Source organism: Lysinibacillus sp. FJAT-14745 (genome assembly GCF_001275675.1).
In the GTDB taxonomy this organism is placed as follows: Bacteria; Bacillota; Bacilli; order Bacillales_A; family Planococcaceae; genus Lysinibacillus.
Genome location: NZ_LITM01000009.1, coordinates 436258 through 455265, shown reverse-complemented (window position 1 = coordinate 455265; position 19008 = coordinate 436258). Strand labels below are relative to the sequence as shown.

General features: G+C 37.0%; 17 protein-coding genes. 16 read left to right on the top strand and 1 reads right to left on the bottom strand.

Annotated features, from left to right (window positions below):
- The first annotated feature begins 110 nt into the window (after window positions 1-110).
- From AMS59_RS17355 to AMS59_RS17330, 6 genes are all read left to right on the top strand, one after another.
- Window positions 111-752 carry a FadR/GntR family transcriptional regulator gene (locus AMS59_RS17355; protein WP_053484983.1) on the top strand — a complete coding sequence of 214 codons (642 nt, stop codon included), beginning with the start codon at window positions 111-113 and terminating at the stop codon, window positions 750-752.
- Window positions 753-773: 21 nt separating this feature from the next.
- Window positions 774-1622, top strand: a complete 849-nt coding sequence (gene accD / locus AMS59_RS17350) for an acetyl-CoA carboxylase, carboxyltransferase subunit beta (protein WP_053484982.1) — start codon at window positions 774-776, stop codon at window positions 1620-1622.
- Complete coding sequence (locus AMS59_RS17345) at window positions 1615-2571, top strand: acetyl-CoA carboxylase carboxyltransferase subunit alpha (RefSeq protein WP_053484981.1); 957 nt, start codon at window positions 1615-1617, stop codon at window positions 2569-2571. The genes accD and AMS59_RS17345 overlap by 8 nt, the downstream gene beginning before the upstream one ends.
- Window positions 2572-2846: 275 nt before the next feature.
- Window positions 2847-3806 (top strand): 6-phosphofructokinase, encoded by a 960-nt coding sequence (pfkA, locus tag AMS59_RS17340; protein WP_053484980.1) that lies wholly within the window; start codon window positions 2847-2849, stop codon window positions 3804-3806.
- 27 nt (window positions 3807-3833) lie between these two features.
- Window positions 3834-5594 carry a pyruvate kinase gene (gene pyk, locus AMS59_RS17335; protein ID WP_053484979.1) on the top strand — a complete coding sequence of 587 codons (1761 nt, stop codon included), beginning with the start codon at window positions 3834-3836 and terminating at the stop codon, window positions 5592-5594.
- A gap of 422 nt (window positions 5595-6016) precedes the next feature.
- Window positions 6017-6406, top strand: a complete 390-nt coding sequence (locus AMS59_RS17330) for an FxsA family protein (RefSeq protein ID WP_053484978.1) — start codon at window positions 6017-6019, stop codon at window positions 6404-6406.
- Here AMS59_RS17330 and AMS59_RS17325 read toward each other — a convergent pair.
- Window positions 6390-7355 carry an AI-2E family transporter gene (locus tag AMS59_RS17325; protein WP_199777779.1) on the bottom strand — a complete coding sequence of 322 codons (966 nt, stop codon included), beginning with the start codon at window positions 7353-7355 and terminating at the stop codon, window positions 6390-6392. The two genes, AMS59_RS17330 and AMS59_RS17325, sit on opposite strands and share 17 nt — an antisense overlap.
- Before the next feature lie 251 nt (window positions 7356-7606).
- Here AMS59_RS17325 and citZ point away from each other — a divergent pair, with 251 nt between their 5' ends.
- From citZ to AMS59_RS17275, 10 genes are all read left to right on the top strand, one after another.
- Window positions 7607-8722: a citrate synthase gene (citZ, locus tag AMS59_RS17320; RefSeq protein ID WP_053484976.1), complete on the top strand. Its 1116-nt coding sequence runs from the start codon at window positions 7607-7609 to the stop codon at window positions 8720-8722.
- Window positions 8723-8802: 80 nt separating this feature from the next.
- The gene (icd, locus tag AMS59_RS17315) at window positions 8803-10065 is read left to right on the top strand and encodes an NADP-dependent isocitrate dehydrogenase (RefSeq protein WP_053484975.1); all 1263 of its coding nucleotides are present in this window, start codon (window positions 8803-8805) and stop codon (window positions 10063-10065) included.
- A 323-nt stretch (window positions 10066-10388) separates the two neighbouring features.
- Window positions 10389-11327 carry a malate dehydrogenase gene (gene mdh / locus AMS59_RS17310; protein WP_053484974.1) on the top strand — a complete coding sequence of 313 codons (939 nt, stop codon included), beginning with the start codon at window positions 10389-10391 and terminating at the stop codon, window positions 11325-11327.
- 1135 nt (window positions 11328-12462) lie between these two features.
- Entirely contained in the window at window positions 12463-13140 is a 678-nt protein-coding gene (locus tag AMS59_RS17305; protein ID WP_082337558.1) for a D-alanyl-D-alanine carboxypeptidase family protein, read from the top strand.
- Between the two features lie 511 nt (window positions 13141-13651).
- The gene (vanY, locus tag AMS59_RS17300; RefSeq protein WP_053484973.1) at window positions 13652-14536 is read left to right on the top strand and encodes a VanY-A/VanY-F/VanY-M family D-Ala-D-Ala carboxypeptidase; all 885 of its coding nucleotides are present in this window, start codon (window positions 13652-13654) and stop codon (window positions 14534-14536) included.
- A gap of 271 nt (window positions 14537-14807) precedes the next feature.
- Entirely contained in the window at window positions 14808-15248 is a 441-nt protein-coding gene (locus AMS59_RS17295) for a MaoC/PaaZ C-terminal domain-containing protein (RefSeq protein ID WP_082337557.1), read from the top strand.
- A 52-nt stretch (window positions 15249-15300) separates the two neighbouring features.
- Window positions 15301-16017, top strand: a complete 717-nt coding sequence (locus tag AMS59_RS17290) for a response regulator transcription factor (protein WP_053484971.1) — start codon at window positions 15301-15303, stop codon at window positions 16015-16017.
- Window positions 16014-17549 (top strand): two-component system histidine kinase PnpS, encoded by a 1536-nt coding sequence (gene pnpS / locus AMS59_RS17285; RefSeq protein ID WP_053484970.1) that lies wholly within the window; start codon window positions 16014-16016, stop codon window positions 17547-17549. Before AMS59_RS17290 ends, pnpS begins: the two co-directional genes overlap by 4 nt.
- Window positions 17550-17925: 376 nt before the next feature.
- Window positions 17926-18294: a CidA/LrgA family holin-like protein gene (locus tag AMS59_RS17280; RefSeq protein ID WP_053484969.1), complete on the top strand. Its 369-nt coding sequence runs from the start codon at window positions 17926-17928 to the stop codon at window positions 18292-18294.
- Window positions 18291-19004, top strand: coding sequence for an LrgB family protein (locus tag AMS59_RS17275; RefSeq protein WP_053484968.1), 714 nt, complete (start codon window positions 18291-18293; stop codon window positions 19002-19004). Before AMS59_RS17280 ends, AMS59_RS17275 begins: the two co-directional genes overlap by 4 nt.
- Window positions 19005-19008: the final 4 nt, after the last annotated feature.

Here is a 19008-nt window from a genome sequence, read left to right as displayed (position 1 = left end):
CTGCATAGATTTGCTATGCAGTTTTTTCTTTACTTTTTAATAATTATTTTGTAAGCTAGAGTCAACGTCAAAAAGTGGTCAGACCACTTTTTATAAGAGGAGTTGATCGTATGGATAAAAAAACTGAGCAAAAGAAAGTGTTTTTAGAAATCGTCCAACAACTACGTCAACTTATTAAAATGGAAAAAATCCAGGCTGGTGAAAAATTACCTTCCGAACGAGTCCTTTCAGAGCGTCTAGGTGTCGGGCGATCCTCTGTGAGAGAGGCGTTGCGTAGCTTAGAATTGTTAGGTCTTATTGAAACGAGACATGGTGGAGGTACTTTTCTAGCTTCAACACATAAACATCAGCTCGTAGAAATACTGTCGATGTTTATATTAGAAGATGAAAAATCGAAAAAGGATGTCGAATTAACGCGACATATTCATGAAAAGGAAGCAATTCGCGTAATAAGTTGTACAGAGATTCTGCGAACACTACCTGTGTGGGACAGTTTTTTTGTAAAGCTAGAGATAGAAGGTACGATTAATTGTCTAAGTGTTTTACGAGAAATATTAATCACGTCAGGAAATCGTCTTTCATTGAAAATCTGGTTTCAATTAGCAGCTTATGATGGTGACCGTTTAAATCGAAACTCAACTGAAGATGAAAAATTACAAATTCAAACTATGTTGAAATCGATGCAGCTTGGCTATGAGAGAGAAGCATTAAAAGCCTACGAGCAATGGATGAAGACTGTACAAAGTATTTAGACAACAAAGGGGGAGTCGAACATGGCAATACGCAGCTTATTTAGCAAAAAGAAAGAAGACGGACAAGAGAAGGGATTTCCAGAAGGACTGATGACAAAATGTCCAGAATGCCGTCATATTCAATTAACGAAGGAATTAGAAAAAAATCATAAAGTATGTACAAAATGCGGTCATCATTTCAAAATGACTGCACAGGAGCGCGTAGCATATTTCTTAGATGAAGGTTCATTTGTTTCAATGGATGATCATTTACAAACAAGCAATCCGCTTAATTTCCCTGCTTATGTTGAAAAAATTTCAGTCGATCAACAAAAAACGGGATTAAACGAAGCTGTTCTGACAGGATTAGGTACACTTGATGGAGAAGAAATTGTAGTAGCAATTATGGATTCTCATTTCCGCATGGGTTCAATGGGCTCGGTTGTCGGAGAAAAAATCACACGTGCTGTTGAAAAAGCTACTGAATTACGTGTACCGTTTATTATCTTTACTGCAAGTGGTGGAGCGCGTATGCAAGAAGGCGTACTATCATTAATGCAAATGGCAAAAACGAGTGTGGCGTTAAAACGTCATAGTAATGAAGGATTATTGTTTATTTCAATACTAACGCATCCGACAACAGGTGGTGTTTCGGCAAGCTTTGCCTCTGTTGGGGATATTAATATTGCTGAACCACAAGCTTTAATTGGCTTTGCTGGTCGTCGTGTAATTGAAGAAACAGTTAGAGAAAAACTACCAAATGATTTCCAGACTGCAGAATTTTTACTAGAGCATGGTCAGCTTGATGCAATCTTCCATCGAAATGATTTACGAAACCAAGTAACAGTACTTGTAAAAATGCATACGAAAGGCGGCGTGCAACATGTCTAAAAATTTGGCTTTTGAAGAACCAGTAGTACAATTACGTGGAAAAATTGATGAGTTAAAAAAAATTGCTACCGAAGCAGAAGTAGATATGACAGGTGAAATTGAAAAGCTTGAAACACGCCTAACACAGCTAGAAGAATCTATTTATGCCAATATGAAGCCGTGGGATCGTGTACAGGTTGCTAGACATCCTGAACGACCAACAACATTACAATATATAGAAGCTATGTGCGAAAACTTTATAGAATTACATGGAGACCGTACGTTTGCTGATGATGCGGCTATTCTTGCAGGAATTGCTCTCTTTGAAGGACAGCCAGTAACAATTATTGGACATCAACGTGGAAAATCAACTAAAGAAAACATTCGTCGTAATTTTGGAATGCCCCATCCTGAAGGATATCGTAAGGCATTACGCTTAATGAAGCAGGCTGAGAAATTTAAGCGCCCAATTATTTGTTTTATTGATACGAAAGGTGCTTATCCAGGTAAGGCTGCAGAGGAACGCGGCCAAAGTGAAGCAATCGCTAGAAATCTCGTCGAAATGGCGGGTCTAACAGTCCCAATTATTAGCATTGTTATTGGGGAAGGCGGAAGCGGTGGTGCACTTGCACTAGGTGTAGCGAATCGAGTCTTTATGTTAGAAAACTCAACGTATTCGGTTATTTCGCCAGAAGGAGCTGCGTCTATTTTATGGCGTGATGGTAGCCTAGCAAAGCAAGCAGCAGAAGCAATGCGTATAACAGCACCTGACTTAAAAGAGCTTGGCGTTATTGATGGAATTATCCCTGAAATAACTGGTGGAGCTCATCGCAATGTAGCGAAGCAAGCACTTTGTATAAAAGAATGTATAAGTGACACACTAAAAGTATTAAATTCTTTAAATGGCGAACAATTAATTGAAGACCGTTATGAGAAATTCAGAAAGATTGGACAATATACAGAGGCTTAAATACAGTTTTAGGTTTTTAGATATGTAAATTTGCTCGAAAATAGTTAAAAATTGTGTTTTACATTCAAAAAAACCTAGAGTAAATAGCGTGGAAAATAATGAAAATATATTGAATAAATGTTAAATTTCGGATGTTTTCAAATAAAAAGAGTGTGTGAAAACGCATTCTTTTTATTTTTTATGTAAAAGTTATGTTTTTCTAGCCTTAGAACTCTTACATAGTTTGTTTTTTCATGTTAATGTGAATAATAATAGTATCTGCAGGAGGTTCGACAATGAAAAAAATTGCCGTATTAACAAGTGGTGGAGATGCGCCAGGAATGAATGCAGCTATTCGTGCAGTCGTTCGTAAGGCAGCATATCATGGAATTGATGTTGTCGGAATTAAGCATGGCTATGATGGCTTAATAAAAGGCAATATGGAAAATCTTGATTTAGGTTCAGTAGGTGGCATTATTCAACGTGGCGGTACACATTTAAATTCAGCAAGATGTCCTGAATTTAAAGAAGACGCTGTTCAGCAGCGAGGCATTGACATTATGCGTGAAGCAGGTATTGAAGGACTAGTCGTTATTGGCGGTGATGGTTCCTACCGTGGAGCTATGGATTTAGTGAAAAAAGGCTTTCCTGTTGTAGGTGTACCGGGAACAATTGATAATGATGTACCAGGAACCGAGTATACTATAGGTTTCGATACGGCACTAAATACGGTCGTGGAATCAATAGATAAAATCCGAGATACAGCAACTTCCCATGAAAATTCCTTTATAGTTGAGGTAATGGGGAGAGATGCAGGGGACATTGCTTTATGGGCTGGTCTTGCAGCTGGTGCTGAAACAGTTTTAATTCCAGAAGAAGATTATAATTTGGACGACATTGTGGCACGCTTAGACCGTGGAGCAGCGCGCGGGAAAAAGCATAACATTATTATCGTCGCTGAAGGTGTCATGACTGGTAGCGAATTGGCAAAACTATTATATGAAAAAACAGGGAAAGAGACGCGTGTTTCTGTCCTTGGACATATCCAACGCGGTGGTTCACCTACTGCGCGTGATCGTGTTCTAGCGAGTCAATTCGGTGCACATGCAGTTGAATTGCTTATGGAAGGGAAGTCTGGAAGAGCGGTAGGTATCCGCAATCATCAAGTTATTGACTATGATATGCCTGAGGCTTTCGAAAAAAATCATGAGGCAGATGTAAGCTTATATACTTTAATGAAAGAACTATCAATATAATTTGTTATAAAACGGAGTGGGCAGAAAATGAGAAAAACAAAAATCGTATGTACAATTGGTCCAGCAAGTGAGTCAACAGAAATTTTAGAGAAACTAATTGAAGCAGGTATGAATGTTGCCCGCTTAAACTTTTCGCATGGTTCTCATGAGGAACATGAAGTACGTATTAATTTAATTCGTGAAGTAGCACAAAAATTAGGTAAACCAGTTGGGATTTTACTCGACACAAAAGGCCCTGAAATTCGTACACATAATATGAAAAACGGAGAATTGCATTTAGCGGCAGGGCAAGTAATTGATATTTCAATGACTGAGGTTGAAGGAACAGAGGCAAGCTTCTCTGTAACGTACGATCGTTTAATCGAGGACGTTGAGCAAAACTCGATTATTTTATTAGATGATGGACTTATTCAATTACGTGTATTAGCAAAAGATATGGAAAAAGGTCTTATTCATACAATTGTTGAAAATGCAGGTGTCTTAAAAAATAAAAAGGGTGTTAACGTGCCGGGTGTTTCTGTACAGCTTCCTGGAATTACAGAAAAAGATGCACAGGATATTCTATTCGGTATTAAACAAGGTGTTGATTTTATTGCAGCCTCGTTCGTTCGTCGAGCAAAGGACGTTCTAGAAATTCGAGAATTACTTGAACAAAATGGTGGTAGCCACATTCAAATTATCCCGAAAATCGAGAACCAAGAGGGTGTCGATAATATCGATGAAATCATCTTGGTTTCAGATGGATTAATGGTAGCACGTGGTGACCTCGGTGTAGAAATCCCAGCAGAAGAAGTACCACTTGTACAAAAGAAATTAATTTTAAAATGTAATCAAGTAGGTAAACCAGTTATTACAGCTACACAAATGTTAGATTCGATGCAGCGTAATCCACGACCAACACGAGCAGAGGCTAGTGACGTAGCAAACGCAATTATCGATGGTACAGATGCAATTATGCTGTCTGGTGAAACAGCAGCAGGGCTTTATCCAGTAGAGTCCGTACAAACAATGAATAAAATCGCACAGCGTACAGAAAATTCATTAGACTATAAGGCAATCGTCTCTACACGTAGTCGTGAAAAAGAGGCAAATATGACTGAGGCGATTTCTCAAGCTGTAGCATACACTTCGATTAACTTAGGTGTAAAGGCAGTACTAGCACCAACAGAAAGTGGTAACACAGCTAGAATGATTGCAAAATATCGCCCAGGTGTACCGATTGTCGCTGTAACAGGTTCTACTAATACAGCTCATGCATTAACACTAGTTTGGGGTGTAAACCCAGTTGCTTGTCAACGAGTTACGACAACAGATGAAATTTTAGAACTAGCTGTTGATGAAAGCTTGAAGCATGGCTTTGTAACGCACGGTGATGCAGTTGTCATTACAGCAGGTGTACCAGTAGGTGAAGCGGGTACTACTAACTTAATGAAGGTACACATCATTGGAGATTTATTAGCTCGTGGTCAAGGGATCGGTAAAGCTTCAGTAGTAGGAAAAACAGTTGTTGCAAAAAATGCAGCAGAGGCACTAGCATATGATACAGACGGATGCATTTTAGTAACGCTTGGCTCAGATCGTGATATGATGCCAGCAATTGAAAATTGTGTGGGTCTGATTACAGAGGAGGGCGGGCTAACAAGTCATGCAGCAGTTGTAGGACTAAGCCTTGGTATCCCTGTTATCGTCGGAGTAAAAGAAGCCACTACATTGATTCGCCACGGTCAAGAAATTACAATGGATGCTGAAACAGGAGTAATTTACAAAGGGCATGCAAGTGTACTTTAATCTATAATATAAAGCTCTAGTGCAACTATTTGCACTAGAGCTTTTCTTATAAAAAGAGGTAAATTGTGGTTCATCACTAAAAGTCGTGGATGACTTTTGATAAAACGTATACTATGTAAATAAGTTGATTGGAGTGGAGACTGGGCGACTCCTTGGGGATTAGCGTCACAGATGAGACCCTGGAGCGAGCAGCGCGAGTGAAGCGGCTCATCGGACGCCCCCAGGAAAGCGCCCAGTCGGAACGGAAATCAACCACACGTTTTGGTGATGATCCTAAATTGCATATATTTTGCCTAGATTAATCAATGTTTTAACAAAGCGTCACATCTCTTTAAATAGAACCCACTATTTTTAAAATGAAACTTAATGGGCTATAATAACGTATAAAAGGTATAGCTTTTTTAGATAGAAAGGAGAAAAATATGAGAAAAGTTTTTCTTGGTTTCATCGTCTATGCATTAGCCGAGTTGGCGTTATTAATAGTAATTGGTCAAAATATTGGTGTTCTAAATACATTATTGCTTATAGTCGCTACGAGTATTATAGGTATTTATGTAGTGAAAAATAAAGGTATGAATTCTGTACAAACGGTAAAAAATACGATAGCACGCGGAGAAGCTCCGGGGCCAGCATTAGTTGACACAGTATTAAATTTCAGTGGTGGTGTACTTTTAACATTACCGGGTTTTATAACAGATCTTGTTGGTTTATTACTGCTCATGCCTTTTTCTCGAAAAATGTTCCAACCAATCTTTTATTATTGGATGCGAAAAAAAATGAAAAAAGGTCAATTTATCATCGTTCAAAAATAGCATTATCCTTTAGTTTAACCGCCAAAAATAAAAATATAGGGCTCAATAAAATGCCGTAAAAACCAAATAATAAAATAGAGGCAGCACTGATGAAAAAGGTGTGGAATGTACGTAATTGTAATGTATTTGACCAAAGCATGGATTCAGCTAGCTGCCTTGTTAATTGAACGAAGAGATACAAAAGTAAAATAGCTACACATAAAAAGGTATTGCCTTTTAAGTAAAAATAAATGCTCATGGGTACTAGAAATACGCCGATCCCAAAGAACGGAAGTACATCTGCAAATGCAACAATAAAAGCTTTAATGATGGCTTGTTCAAATTGGAGAATCATAAATCCTGCACAAAGTATGAGCAGTGTAATTGTGAATAGCTGAAACTCCACGTACAAAAAGTAATGAAATAGCTGCATAATTTTAGAAAAATGCTTCTGCCATTCATTGCGGAATTTTTTGGGCACATATTGAAAAAACCAATATCGGGATTTACGAGTTTCCAATAGGGCGAAATAATAAGCAACAAGGAATATAAATACTTCAATTACATGCTTCATCAATAGTTGGAAAATATTAGCCGTATATAAAAAGATTGAATCGAAAATAGAAAGCGACTTTTCCTTTAAAACTTGGATGAACATTGATTCATATTCATTGAAAAGCGGGAAATTTTGTAATGTATCTCTGATTTCAGGGAAGACAAGAATAATACTGTTTATAGAAATGATAACGAGAAGAAAAATGCAAGCTAGTATAAGTGCTTCCACAATAAGTGCTGCAAGCCAATAGGTAATCCTACAATAAGAGTGAAGAAATTTTACAATAGGATAGGTGGAAAAAGACAAAAAAATCGCCAGTGATACAGGTAATACGAACCACAATATTACCAAATATAATGTGAAGAATAAAACGCTCGTAGTTCTTTCGTATGAAAAATATTTAATATTCCTCATTTTTACAAATTCACCCCGTTTCAAATGATAAATTAATATTGAAATGTGCAAAAGAATCTCTTTAAAACTTATTTATAATCGCTCGTGCGCCTTTTTCTTTATTCGAAGGTTTTTCATTCACAAAGCTGTCAAAAATGATTATAATAGCAATGTAAGCGATTAACTTAATGGTTCATATGAGCAAAAAACGTAAATGTGAGCTAATAACTGCATTTACAACTAAAAAATATATTATGAGGGAGCGATAATTTATGTCAGCAACTAAAGGTTTAGAAGGTATCGTAGCAGCGGAATCTAAAATCAGTTCAATTATCGATGACACACTTACATATGTTGGTTACAACATTGATGATTTAGCAGAGAACGCGTCATTCGAAGAGGTAATTTATTTATTGTGGCATACTCGTTTACCAAAAGCGGACGAGCTAGCTGAATTAAAACAACAATTGGCAGACAACATGTCTATTCCGCAAGCAATTGTAGACCAATTCAAAACATACCCACTGTCAACTGTACATCCAATGGCTGCACTACGTACAGCAGTATCTTTACTTGGTGTATTCGATGAAGAAGCGGATGTTATGGATACAGAAGCTAACTATCGTAAAGCAATCCGTTTACAAGCTAAAATTGCTACAGTAGTTACTGCATTTGCGCGTGTTCGTAAAGGTTTAGAGCCAGTTGCGCCAAAACCAGAATTAGGATATGCAGCAAACTTCTTATACATGCTTAAAGGTGAAGAACCAGCAGCAATCGAAGTTGAAGCATTTGACAAAGCATTAGTATTACATGCGGACCACGAATTAAATGCATCTACATTCACAGCACGTGTATGTGTAGCTACATTATCAGATGTTTATTCTGGTGTAACTGCAGCTATCGGTGCATTAAAAGGACCACTTCATGGTGGTGCAAACGAGCAAGTAATGAAAATGTTATCTGAAATTGGCTCACTTGAAAACGTTGAGTCTTATATTCAAAATAAATTAAACAACAAAGAAAAAATCATGGGCTTCGGTCACCGCGTATACCGCAAAGGCGACCCACGTGCACCACACTTACGTGTAATGTCACAAAAATTAACTGAGCTAACTGGTAAACCAGAGCTTTATGAAATGTCAGTTAAAATCCATGACATGATCGTAGAACAAAAGAAATTACCTGCAAACGTAGACTTCTTCTCTGCGTCAGTGTATGATTCTTTAGGTATTGATCATGACCTATTCACACCAATTTTCGCAGTATCACGTACTTCTGGTTGGGTAGCTCATATTCTAGAGCAATATGCTAACAACCGCCTAATCCGTCCTCGTGCAGAGTATGTTGGACCAGGCATGCAAAAATATGTTCCAATCAGCGAGCGCTAATTCGGAAAATATGCTAGAATATTTGGGACTGTGTTACTAATAACACAGTCCTATGATTATGAATTTAGGAGGCAACATCAATGTCAAACAAAATTGTAGTTGAAAATGGCGTACTTAATGTACCAAACAATCCAGTGATTCCTTTCATCGAAGGTGACGGAATCGGTCCAGATATTTGGGCTGCAGCATCACGCGTAATCGACGCAGCAGTAGAAAAAGCTTACAACGGTGAAAAGAAAATCGAATGGTTAGAAGTTTTAGCTGGTGAAAAAGCATTCAACCAAACTGGTGAATGGTTACCACAAGAAACTTTAGACAAAATTAACGAATACCTAATCGCAATCAAAGGTCCTCTTACTACTCCAATCGGTGGTGGTATCCGCTCTCTAAACGTAGCATTACGTCAACAGCTTGACCTATATGTATGCTTACGTCCAGTACGTCACTTTGATGGAGTACCTTCTCCAGTTAAACGTCCAGAAGATGTTGAAATGGTTATCTTCCGCGAAAATACAGAAGACATCTACGCTGGTATCGAATTCGAATCTGGTTCTGAACAAGCACAAAAAATCATCAACTTCCTACAAACTGAATTTGGTGTTAACAAAATCCGCTTCCCAGAAACTTCTGGTATCGGTGTAAAACCTGTATCTAAAGAAGGTACTGAGCGTTTAGTACGTTCTGCTATCGAATATGCTATTAATCATAAACGCCCATCTGTTACTTTAGTACACAAAGGTAACATCATGAAATTCACTGAAGGTGGATTCAAAAAATGGGGTTATGAATTAGCTGAAAAAGAATTTGCTGATCAAACATTCACTTGGAACCAATATGATGCTATTAAAGCTGAACAAGGTGAAGAAGCAGCGAACAAAGCACAAGCTGACGCTTTAGCAGCTGGTAAAATCTTAGTTAAAGATTCTATTGCTGATATCTTCTTACAACAAATCTTAACTCGTCCAAATGAGTTCGACGTAGTTGCTACAATGAACTTAAACGGTGACTATATCTCTGACGCATTAGCTGCTCAAGTTGGTGGTATCGGTATCGCTCCAGGCGCAAACATTAACTATGTAACTGGACACGCGATTTTCGAAGCTACTCACGGTACAGCTCCAAAATATGCTGGTCAAGATAAAGTAAACCCATCTTCAGTATTACTTTCAGGTGTATTAATGCTTGAACACTTAGGATGGCAAGAAGCAGCTGACATGGTTACTAAATCTGTAGAGAAAACAATTTCTTCTAAAGTTGTAACTTACGACTTTGCTCGTTTAATGGACGGCGCTAAAGAAGTAAAATGTTCAGAATTCGCTAATGAATTAATCAAAAACCTATAATTTTCTATTCTTAAATAGAAATTATAGTTAAAGCGGAAGTATTTCTGCCGATATAATTAGGGTGAAATGTAAATTTCTATTGACCTTAGCTTAATAAAATATTTACGATGAACTTGTTTATTCGAGGGAGGAGAATTTATTCTCCTCCCTCTTTTAACTTCTTTCAGTGGATGTTTGAACATCAGCTGAAAGAAGTAAAGCCTCCGGCGGATGTCACAGAATCGGAAAGGAGTTCTTTGTGCTTGCACAAAACCGATTCCGGACGCAATTATGCCGAGGCATAATTGAGTAAATATAACCTAATTTTAAAGGAGCGTATTCGAATGTCTCTGAAACGAAAAAAAATCTCAGTAATTGGTAGCGGCTTTACTGGTGCTACTGCAGCATTTTTAGCAGCTCAAAAAGAACTTGGTGATGTAGTGTTAGTGGATATTCCTCAAGCTGAAAACCCAACAAAAGGTAAAGCTCTAGATATGTGGGAAGCTGCACCAGTGCAAGGCTATGATTCTTATGTTAAAGGTACTTCTAATTATGCAGATACTGCAGATTCTGATGTAGTAATCATCACTGCTGGTGTTGCTCGTAAACCAGGTATGAGCCGTGACGATCTTGTTCAAGTTAATCAAGATGTCATGAAAGCTGTTTCCAAGGAAATTGCTAAGTACTCACCAAATGCAACAATCCTTGTTCTTACAAACCCAGTTGATGCAATGACTTACACAGTATTCAAAGAAACTGGTTTCCCTAAAAATCGTGTAATAGGTCAATCAGGTGTACTTGACACGGCTCGTTTTTGTGCGTTTGTAGCTGAAGAACTGAATATCTCGGTAAAAGACATTACAGGTTGTGTTTTAGGTGGTCATGGTGATACAATGGTGCCACTTACTCGTTACTCATTTGCTGGTGGTATTCCATTAGAAACATTAATCCCGGCAGATCGTCTTGAAGAGATTGTTGACCGTACACGTAAAGGTGGCGCTGAAATCGTTAACCTTCTTGGTAATGGTTCTGCATATTATGCTCCTTCAGCGGCGCTTATTGAAATGGCGGAAGCTATCATTAAAGACCAAAAACGTATACTTCCATCTATTGCATACTTAGAAGGCGAATATGGCTACAATGATTTATATCTAGGTGTTCCGACATTATTAGGTGCAAATGGTATAGAAAAAATCTTTGAGCTTGATTTAACAGACAATGAAAAAGCAGCTTTAGATAAATCGGCAGAGGCTGTCCGCGACGTTATGAAAGTTTTAGCTTAATAAGAGTTTATGAAATCGAGTGGGATTCATTCCTACTCGATTTTTTTGAGTATAGAGACATCAAAAAGTAGGGCGAATAGTGCGTCAAAAAGAGATGTTCTTACAAATTACGGGATACAAGAAAATAGAGATGAGTAATATCTGGAGCTTTTTAGGAAGCTTAACATACTGAGTCTTGCCTTGTTATTGGGGAATCCTGTATATTCACAAACTTTACCTTCAAATAAAATTGAAAATTTATATCCTGCCAATAAGGAATGGTAGCAGCTGGAGATACTTATATGCCAAAGTCTCCAATTTACTAGGAACACTTACAATTACGATATTCGTTATAGCCTATATAGTTTGGTTAAATAACGGAACTGATTCCACTTTTAGAACATGACCCTATACATCCATAATCATTTCTGGTATATTGCCTTTTCTTCTGTCGAGAAAATTCCTCATCAAATAATCAATTTCTCCTCATTATCCTTATACTTATTATAAATTACCTCCCTTTAATTTCATTAAATCTTAAGAAATGTCCTAAGTTTTTATTAATAATTATTCTTTATAATTAGTACTATCTTGATGAAGGGGAGATAAAACACGATAAAAACATTACTAAGAACACTGTTTTTTTACAGATAAAGGAATTTGGTTGAAAAGCCCAATGGTGATATGTCAACCATAAAAAACATCGAAACTGGAAACTCTTAAGCTTCTATAAAACTGTTTTTAAGCGCACTCAAAAAACCATGCATTTTTTGTGCGGAAAAATGGACGTAAATGCAAGCTGGTTAAAGGGTTTGAAAGAAAGTGAATGGGAAATTTACTCTCTCCTCTCGGTGGGTATGTACAGCTAATTCGTGCGTAGTAGCGAATGCACGAGGCGTACAAGTATTAAATTGGATAACACAAATAAGCAGGTAAGCACCTGTTAGCTATACTATTTTGAATGGTTAAAATGGAAGTTTCCTTTTGGTCCCTCGTGTAAACCAGGGTCAAACAGGTAAAACATAAAAAAAGAGTGAGGGAGCCAAAAGGCGACTATCTCCTATAGGAAATCCAACAGATCCCCCAGTTATCCGGAACAACTGGAAATTCTATCGGAAAGAGCTCTTATTACTAATAAAAGAAGAGGCATATAAATATGGTAAAAAAAATAGTCACAATTGCACTACTCATGATGATTCTAATTGTTTCTGGCTGTTTCGGAAATGAACAAAACAAACAACAAATACAACCGGGAGTACACACTGTCGCTGATCCTGAAAGTATCACCGTTCTTGTCAACAAACAAAATGCTTTTCCGGAAGGCTATGAACCGAAAGATCTCGTTTATCCAAATGTTCCATTTATATTTAATGAAAAAATAGAAAAAAGAATGATGAGAGAAGAAGCAGCGAAGTATCTCGAAAAAATGTTCCATGCGGCGAATAAGCAGAATATTCATCTAGCAGGTGTTTCAGCCTATCGTTCTTCTCAAACTCAAACAACCCTATTTAATAATTATGTTGAAAGAGATGGAATGGAAAAAGCAAGAACATATAGTGCTGTTCCTGGAACAAGCGAACATCAATCAGGATTAGCAATTGACGTTAGTGGTTCTGATGGATCTTGTGCAGCAGATGACTGTTTTGCGAATACAGAAGAGGCAGCATGGCTTGCAGATAACGCCCATAAATATGGATATATCATTCGCTTTCCAAAAGACAAAGATAATATTACTGGCTACAAATATGAACCATGGCATATTCGTTATATTGGTGTAAATTTAGCCACTGAGTTATATAATAAAGGGTTAACATTAGAAGAATATTATAAGTAGCACCTGTGAGCAGAAATAGAAAATAACAATGAGTATCAAAAAAGTAAAAATTCCTCCAATGATATGTGTGGAAGAAATTAATTTAGAGGGTTCCTATTGAAGAATAGGGGCTCTTTTTTGAGTAAAAAAATTGAATGGTTGGAATGTCAACACTAATTTGAACAGTTCTTTTAAGGGTGATTTTGTTATGAAGTGGCTTGACATGTATCCTATCCAGAGGGGCTTTACTTCAATTAGGAGTAGAGCCTTTTTCTACTTAAACTAGCGGTTTAGTTGAAGATGAAAAGAGTATTTTTAGGTACATATTGAAGTTAATGTTAAAATAGAAATTGTTTTCAAAATAGTGGATTTGAGGGTTTTATTTCAACAAGAGGTAAGTAAACAAAATAGTTAAGATAGCTTCATATTTTAAGTACGTAATTTAAGATAAATTTAAGATTTATCCTACTTTATTCTTAATTAGTTTAACTTATAATCTTTTAAGTAAAGAAGAATAAGGGAGAAGTTAAGAATGAAAAAGAAGGGCTTTTTATTAATTTTTGCAATATGTTTGGGTGTAACAGCCTTTAAGATAGTACCGTTCTTTCAAGGTGAAGAAGGAGTAATATTAAATGCCTATAATGAGAATGAAGTGGAGGGTAAGTTTTCTTCTGGAAATATAAAAAAGGTAGAAATTCCAGTAGAACAAATTTATCAAGGAAATTTACTTTTGGTCAACAGTAAGCACCCAGTTCACAATGAAAGTATAAAATCAGATGTCATCAATTTATATGCTCATAAAGAATTGGTAAAAGGATACAGAGTGTTTAATAAAGAAACATATTTATCCGAAAATATAGCAAGTAAATTTTCGAATATGACTCTTGATGCGGAAGAAGATGGATTTTCTAATTTTTTAATTTCGAGTGGTTTTCGAGGATTTGATGAGCAAGCTAAACTTTATAAAGAAATGGGTTCTAATCGTGCCTTGCCAGCAGGTTACAGCGAACACAATTTAGGTTTATCGCTTGATGTGGGAAGTACCCAAGGGAAAATGGAGGTAGCACCTGAGGGAGAGTGGATTGCAAAGAACGCTTGGAAATACGGGTTTACTCTACGTTATCCAGAGGATAAAACGGACATAACGGGAATTATGAATGAACCATGGCATATCCGCTATGTCGGTTTACCACATAGTGCGATTATGAAAGAAAAGAATTTTGTTTTAGAGGAATATTTAGACTATCTAAAAGAAGAAAAACATATTTCTGCTACTGTAAATGGTCAAAAATATGAGGTCTTTTATTATCCAGTTACTAAAAATACCACTATTAATGTGCCAGCCAATCTTCGTTATGAAATATCGGGCAATAATATGGATGGTGTGATTGTGACAGTATTTCCTGAAAACGTGTAGAAATTCAAGGAAGGTGAGGGTCTCATCGGACGCCCCCCCTAAGAAAGCGCCCAATCGGAACGGAATTCAATCCTCGTTATCAATTTCGCCTTGGTGTAATAGTAGCTGAGGCTTTGCTTTCGTTATGGATAAACAATGTTGCTGTCGCTTCGTTTTCACGCAGATAAAACAAAGCTGAATGAAGACATAATGGTAATTCTGCTTTTCGTTGTACTTTTGGAATAAAATTGATACTATGAAGGTATATGATAGAAAAGGGGTTGGCGTATTTTTGCTTCAAAAAAACAGTAAGCTTGGTCTCACTATTGATGAAATTACAGTTGGCGAGAAGATTCATATTACTGAAAAAATAGAAGATAAGGATTTACTGCTTTATTTAGGACTTACGAATGATAATAATCCGCTTTATATTCAACATGATTATGCTGCGATGACACCTTTTCAAAAGCCAATCGTACCAACAATCATGTTAAATGGTATTATTACGTCAGCTGTGTCAAAGTATATTCCTGGACCAGGTGCACGAATTATTGAGCAACATATAAAATATTTAGAACCACTCTATCATTATGAATTATTTGATACTCTTTTAGAGGTAACAGAAGTAAATAAAGTACAAAATACAATTACTGTATCGGTACACTCATATAATGAGCAGAAGCAGCTTATGATTGAGGGTACTTTATTGGTAACACCACCACTTGCTTTATAGACGTCTTGAGATTTGAAATGGGGGTTTCAAATCACTAACGGAGGCTTTACACATGACAAAAACGATTTTAGTTGTAGAAGATGAATTTTCTATTGCGACATTATTGAAATATAATTTAGAGCAGGCTGGATATGTTGTAGAAACAGCTGCGGATGGTCAAGAGGGTCTTGATAAGGCAATTGACATACAGCCAGATTTAATTTTATTAGATTTGATGCTTCCAAGGCTTGATGGTATGGAGGTTTGTAAACAAATTCGTCAACAACGTATGAATACACCTATTATTATGCTAACAGCAAAGGATGACGAGTTCGATAAAGTACTTGGTCTAGAGCTAGGGGCGGATGATTATATGACGAAACCCTTTAGTCCGCGCGAAGTGTTAGCACGGGTAAAGGCTGTTTTAAGACGTTTTACTCAAAATATAGTGGTTGAAGATAAGAATGGGCCACATGAGAAAATGTATGAATTTGGACAATTGCGTGTTTTTCCAGAGCGTTTTGAAGTATTTTTACAGGATGAGGCACTAGAATTTACACCAAAGGAATTTGAGCTACTCATTTATTTACTTGAAAATAAAAACCGTGTTTTAACACGTGATCAGCTATTAAGTGCTGTATGGAAGTATGACTTTGCTGGCGATACACGAATTGTGGATGTGCACATAAGCCACCTTCGCGATAAAATCGAGGAAAATAGCCGTAAGCCGATGTTCATCAAAACGATTCGTGGCCTTGGTTATAAGTTCGAGGAGCCGAAGACGACATGAAATCAATGAGCAACCGCTTATTCTTGACATTCATGCTATTGCTTGGATCGATATTAGCTGTCCTAATGATTGTTATAGGTCAGCTTTTTCCTGTTTATATAGAACAGTACAATGAGCAGGCTAGCTTACAGATGCAAGAATCCATTAACCAAGTAGTAGATGAACGAAAAATTGCACTATCAAAAGAAGATAAAGAGGCACTATATACTGCTCAAAACAATGAGGAAACAGATTCTCTTCTATCGTATGTTCATGCGCGACTTTATGTAGTGCTAGCAATTCTTTTTATAATAGCACTTATTTTAATAGCTATTGTAAGTCGCTATATGATTCGAAATTTCACTGCTCCTATTGATAACGTGACAGATACAGCACTTGAGCTGGCGAAGGGGAATTACCGTGCTCGTGCTCATGAAAATGAGCGTGAACGTATGATACCACTTAGTCACTCCATCAATATTTTAGCGCGTAACTTACAGGACATTACGACGATTCGCGAGGTAGAAGAGGAAAGACTTAAAACGTTAATTGAAAACATGGGAAGCTCCCTCATGATGATTGGACGTGAGGGGAATATATCTATCGTAAACCGTGTATTTTTAGAGCGTTTCGGTATGCAAATTGACGACGTACAAGGAAAAGTTTTTCGTACAATTGGCTTACCTAAATCACTTGAGCAATTTATCGACCATGTGTTTTTAACAGAAATGCCTTATCGTCAACAAATTAAAATGGAGGTCCAACAGGAGCTATATAATAAGGAAGTGTATGGAGCCCCTGTTATAGGAGATCATGGTCGATGGCTTGGTGTCGTTATCGTTATGCATGATATTACGGAGCTTATTCGTTTAGAGCAGATTCGTAAGGACTTTGTAGCAAATGTATCCCATGAATTGCGTACACCTATTACATCTATTAAAGGCTTTTCTGAAACTTTACTGGATGGTGCCTATAAGGATGAAAAAATGCTGCTATCTTTTTTAGAGATCATTAATAAGGAAAGTAACCGTCTGCAGATGCTTATCCAGGATTTACTGGAGTTATCGAAAATTGAACAGCATGGTTTTACCGTTAATATTATGCCGATGGGCTTGCAAGATGTACTTATACGTGGAGCAGAGCTGACAGGACCTCGTCTGGATGAGAAAAATATGAGCTTTCATGTTGATATAGAACGTGATGTTCAAGTTATGGGTGATGCGAATCGTATCATTCAAATTGTTACTAATTTAATTACCAATGCCATAACGTACTCTCCAGAAAATACAACCGTTACGATTCGATTAAAGGAAAATGAAACGTACGGCATTCTTGAAATAGAAGATCAAGGTATAGGAATAGAAAAGCATGAAATTGCCCGTGTTTTTGAACGGTTTTACCGTGTGGACCGTGCGCGAAGCCGGAATTCTGGGGGGACAGGGTTAGGGCTTGCAATTGTGAAGCACTTAGTAGAAGCGCATCATGGTCGCATTCAGGTAGAAAGTGAAGTTGGCGTCGGGACAAAAATGATTGTCATGATCCCGAAAAATTAACGATTTCTTTACAATAGCGCAATTTTAGATTCACAATGGGGCCTTATACTTGTTAGTAGAAACCCCCTATATATTATTAAGACTTTAAAATAGCCAAAAAATCTTTATATATAAGGATTTTTTGATTGTGTTGCTTAATTATCGCCACAATAGGAAGAATCTATTGCCAAACTTTTTGGTGATAGATTCTTTTTCTGTTTTACACGTAACGCAAATAGGTGTAAAGTATAGTAGCATAATATTCGACTAATAAGCAATGTACTTGTTAGTTGAACTAATCAGGCTTATACGGTCAGATAATAAGCCCATTTTAATCTAGAAGGGATCTATATTACTGACCGTTAGAGTGGGATAAAAAATTGAAAGAAGGATGACCATGAAAATCGTCAAAAGTATCGTGCAAATCGGCTATCTTTATGTAATTTTATTTGCTGGGAATAGTATTGCACGTCTACTTCACTTGCCGATTCCAGGGAGCATAATTGGACTAGTCTTATTGTTTTTACTTTTGCAGTTTCATATTATAAAGCTTGAATGGATTGAGCTAGGTGCAGGTTTATTACTTAGTGAATTATTACTGTTTTTCATACCATCTGCTATCGGAGTAATCGATTATACGGCATTATTCGGTGTGCAAGGTGTGAAAGCTGTGCTTGTTATTGTGTTGAGTGCCATAGTTGTAATGTTTGCAACAGGTTTTACAGCACAATTACTAGGGCAACGAAAGAAAGGTGATACTGCATGAGCCTTTTAATAGCTATAGTAAGTTTACTAGGTACTATTGCAATTTTTTATACTAGTAAGATGTTTTATAAAAAGTATCAGAAGGAATGGTTAACACCTATACTGATCACGCCCTTAATGGTAATTATCATTTTGCTACTAACGGGTACATCCTATAAATCCTATAATGCAGGAGCCAGTATTTTATCAAATTTACTAGGACCAGCAACAGTTGCATTTGCGGTACCAATTTATAAAAATTTTAACCTATTAAAGAAACATGCTTTTGAAATTTTTCTAAGTATTGCAGTTGGCTCAGCTGTTGCCATCACATCATCATTTATCTTTGCTGTAGTAGTTGGATTAAATAATGAGCTTGTGCATAGCTTAGTTCCACGTTCAGTTACTACACCAATAGCGATGGACATTTCCAATATGATTGGTGGCTCTCCTACTCTTACTGCTGTCTTCGTTATGGTAACTGGTATTTTAGGGAGTCTAATAGCACCAATAGTTATTAAAGTATGTCGTTTTCATCGACCATCCTCTAGAGGTCTACTGTTAGGAATGGGAGCACATGGTACAGGTACCTCTAAAGCATTTGAATTTGGTGAGCTAGAAGGTACTTTTGCAAGTCTTGCCATGATTGTAGCTGCATTAATTAGCATTGTTTTATCAACAACATTTTTTCCAGCATTCGAACATCTAGTTATCAATATCCTGTTGCCTTAAATGG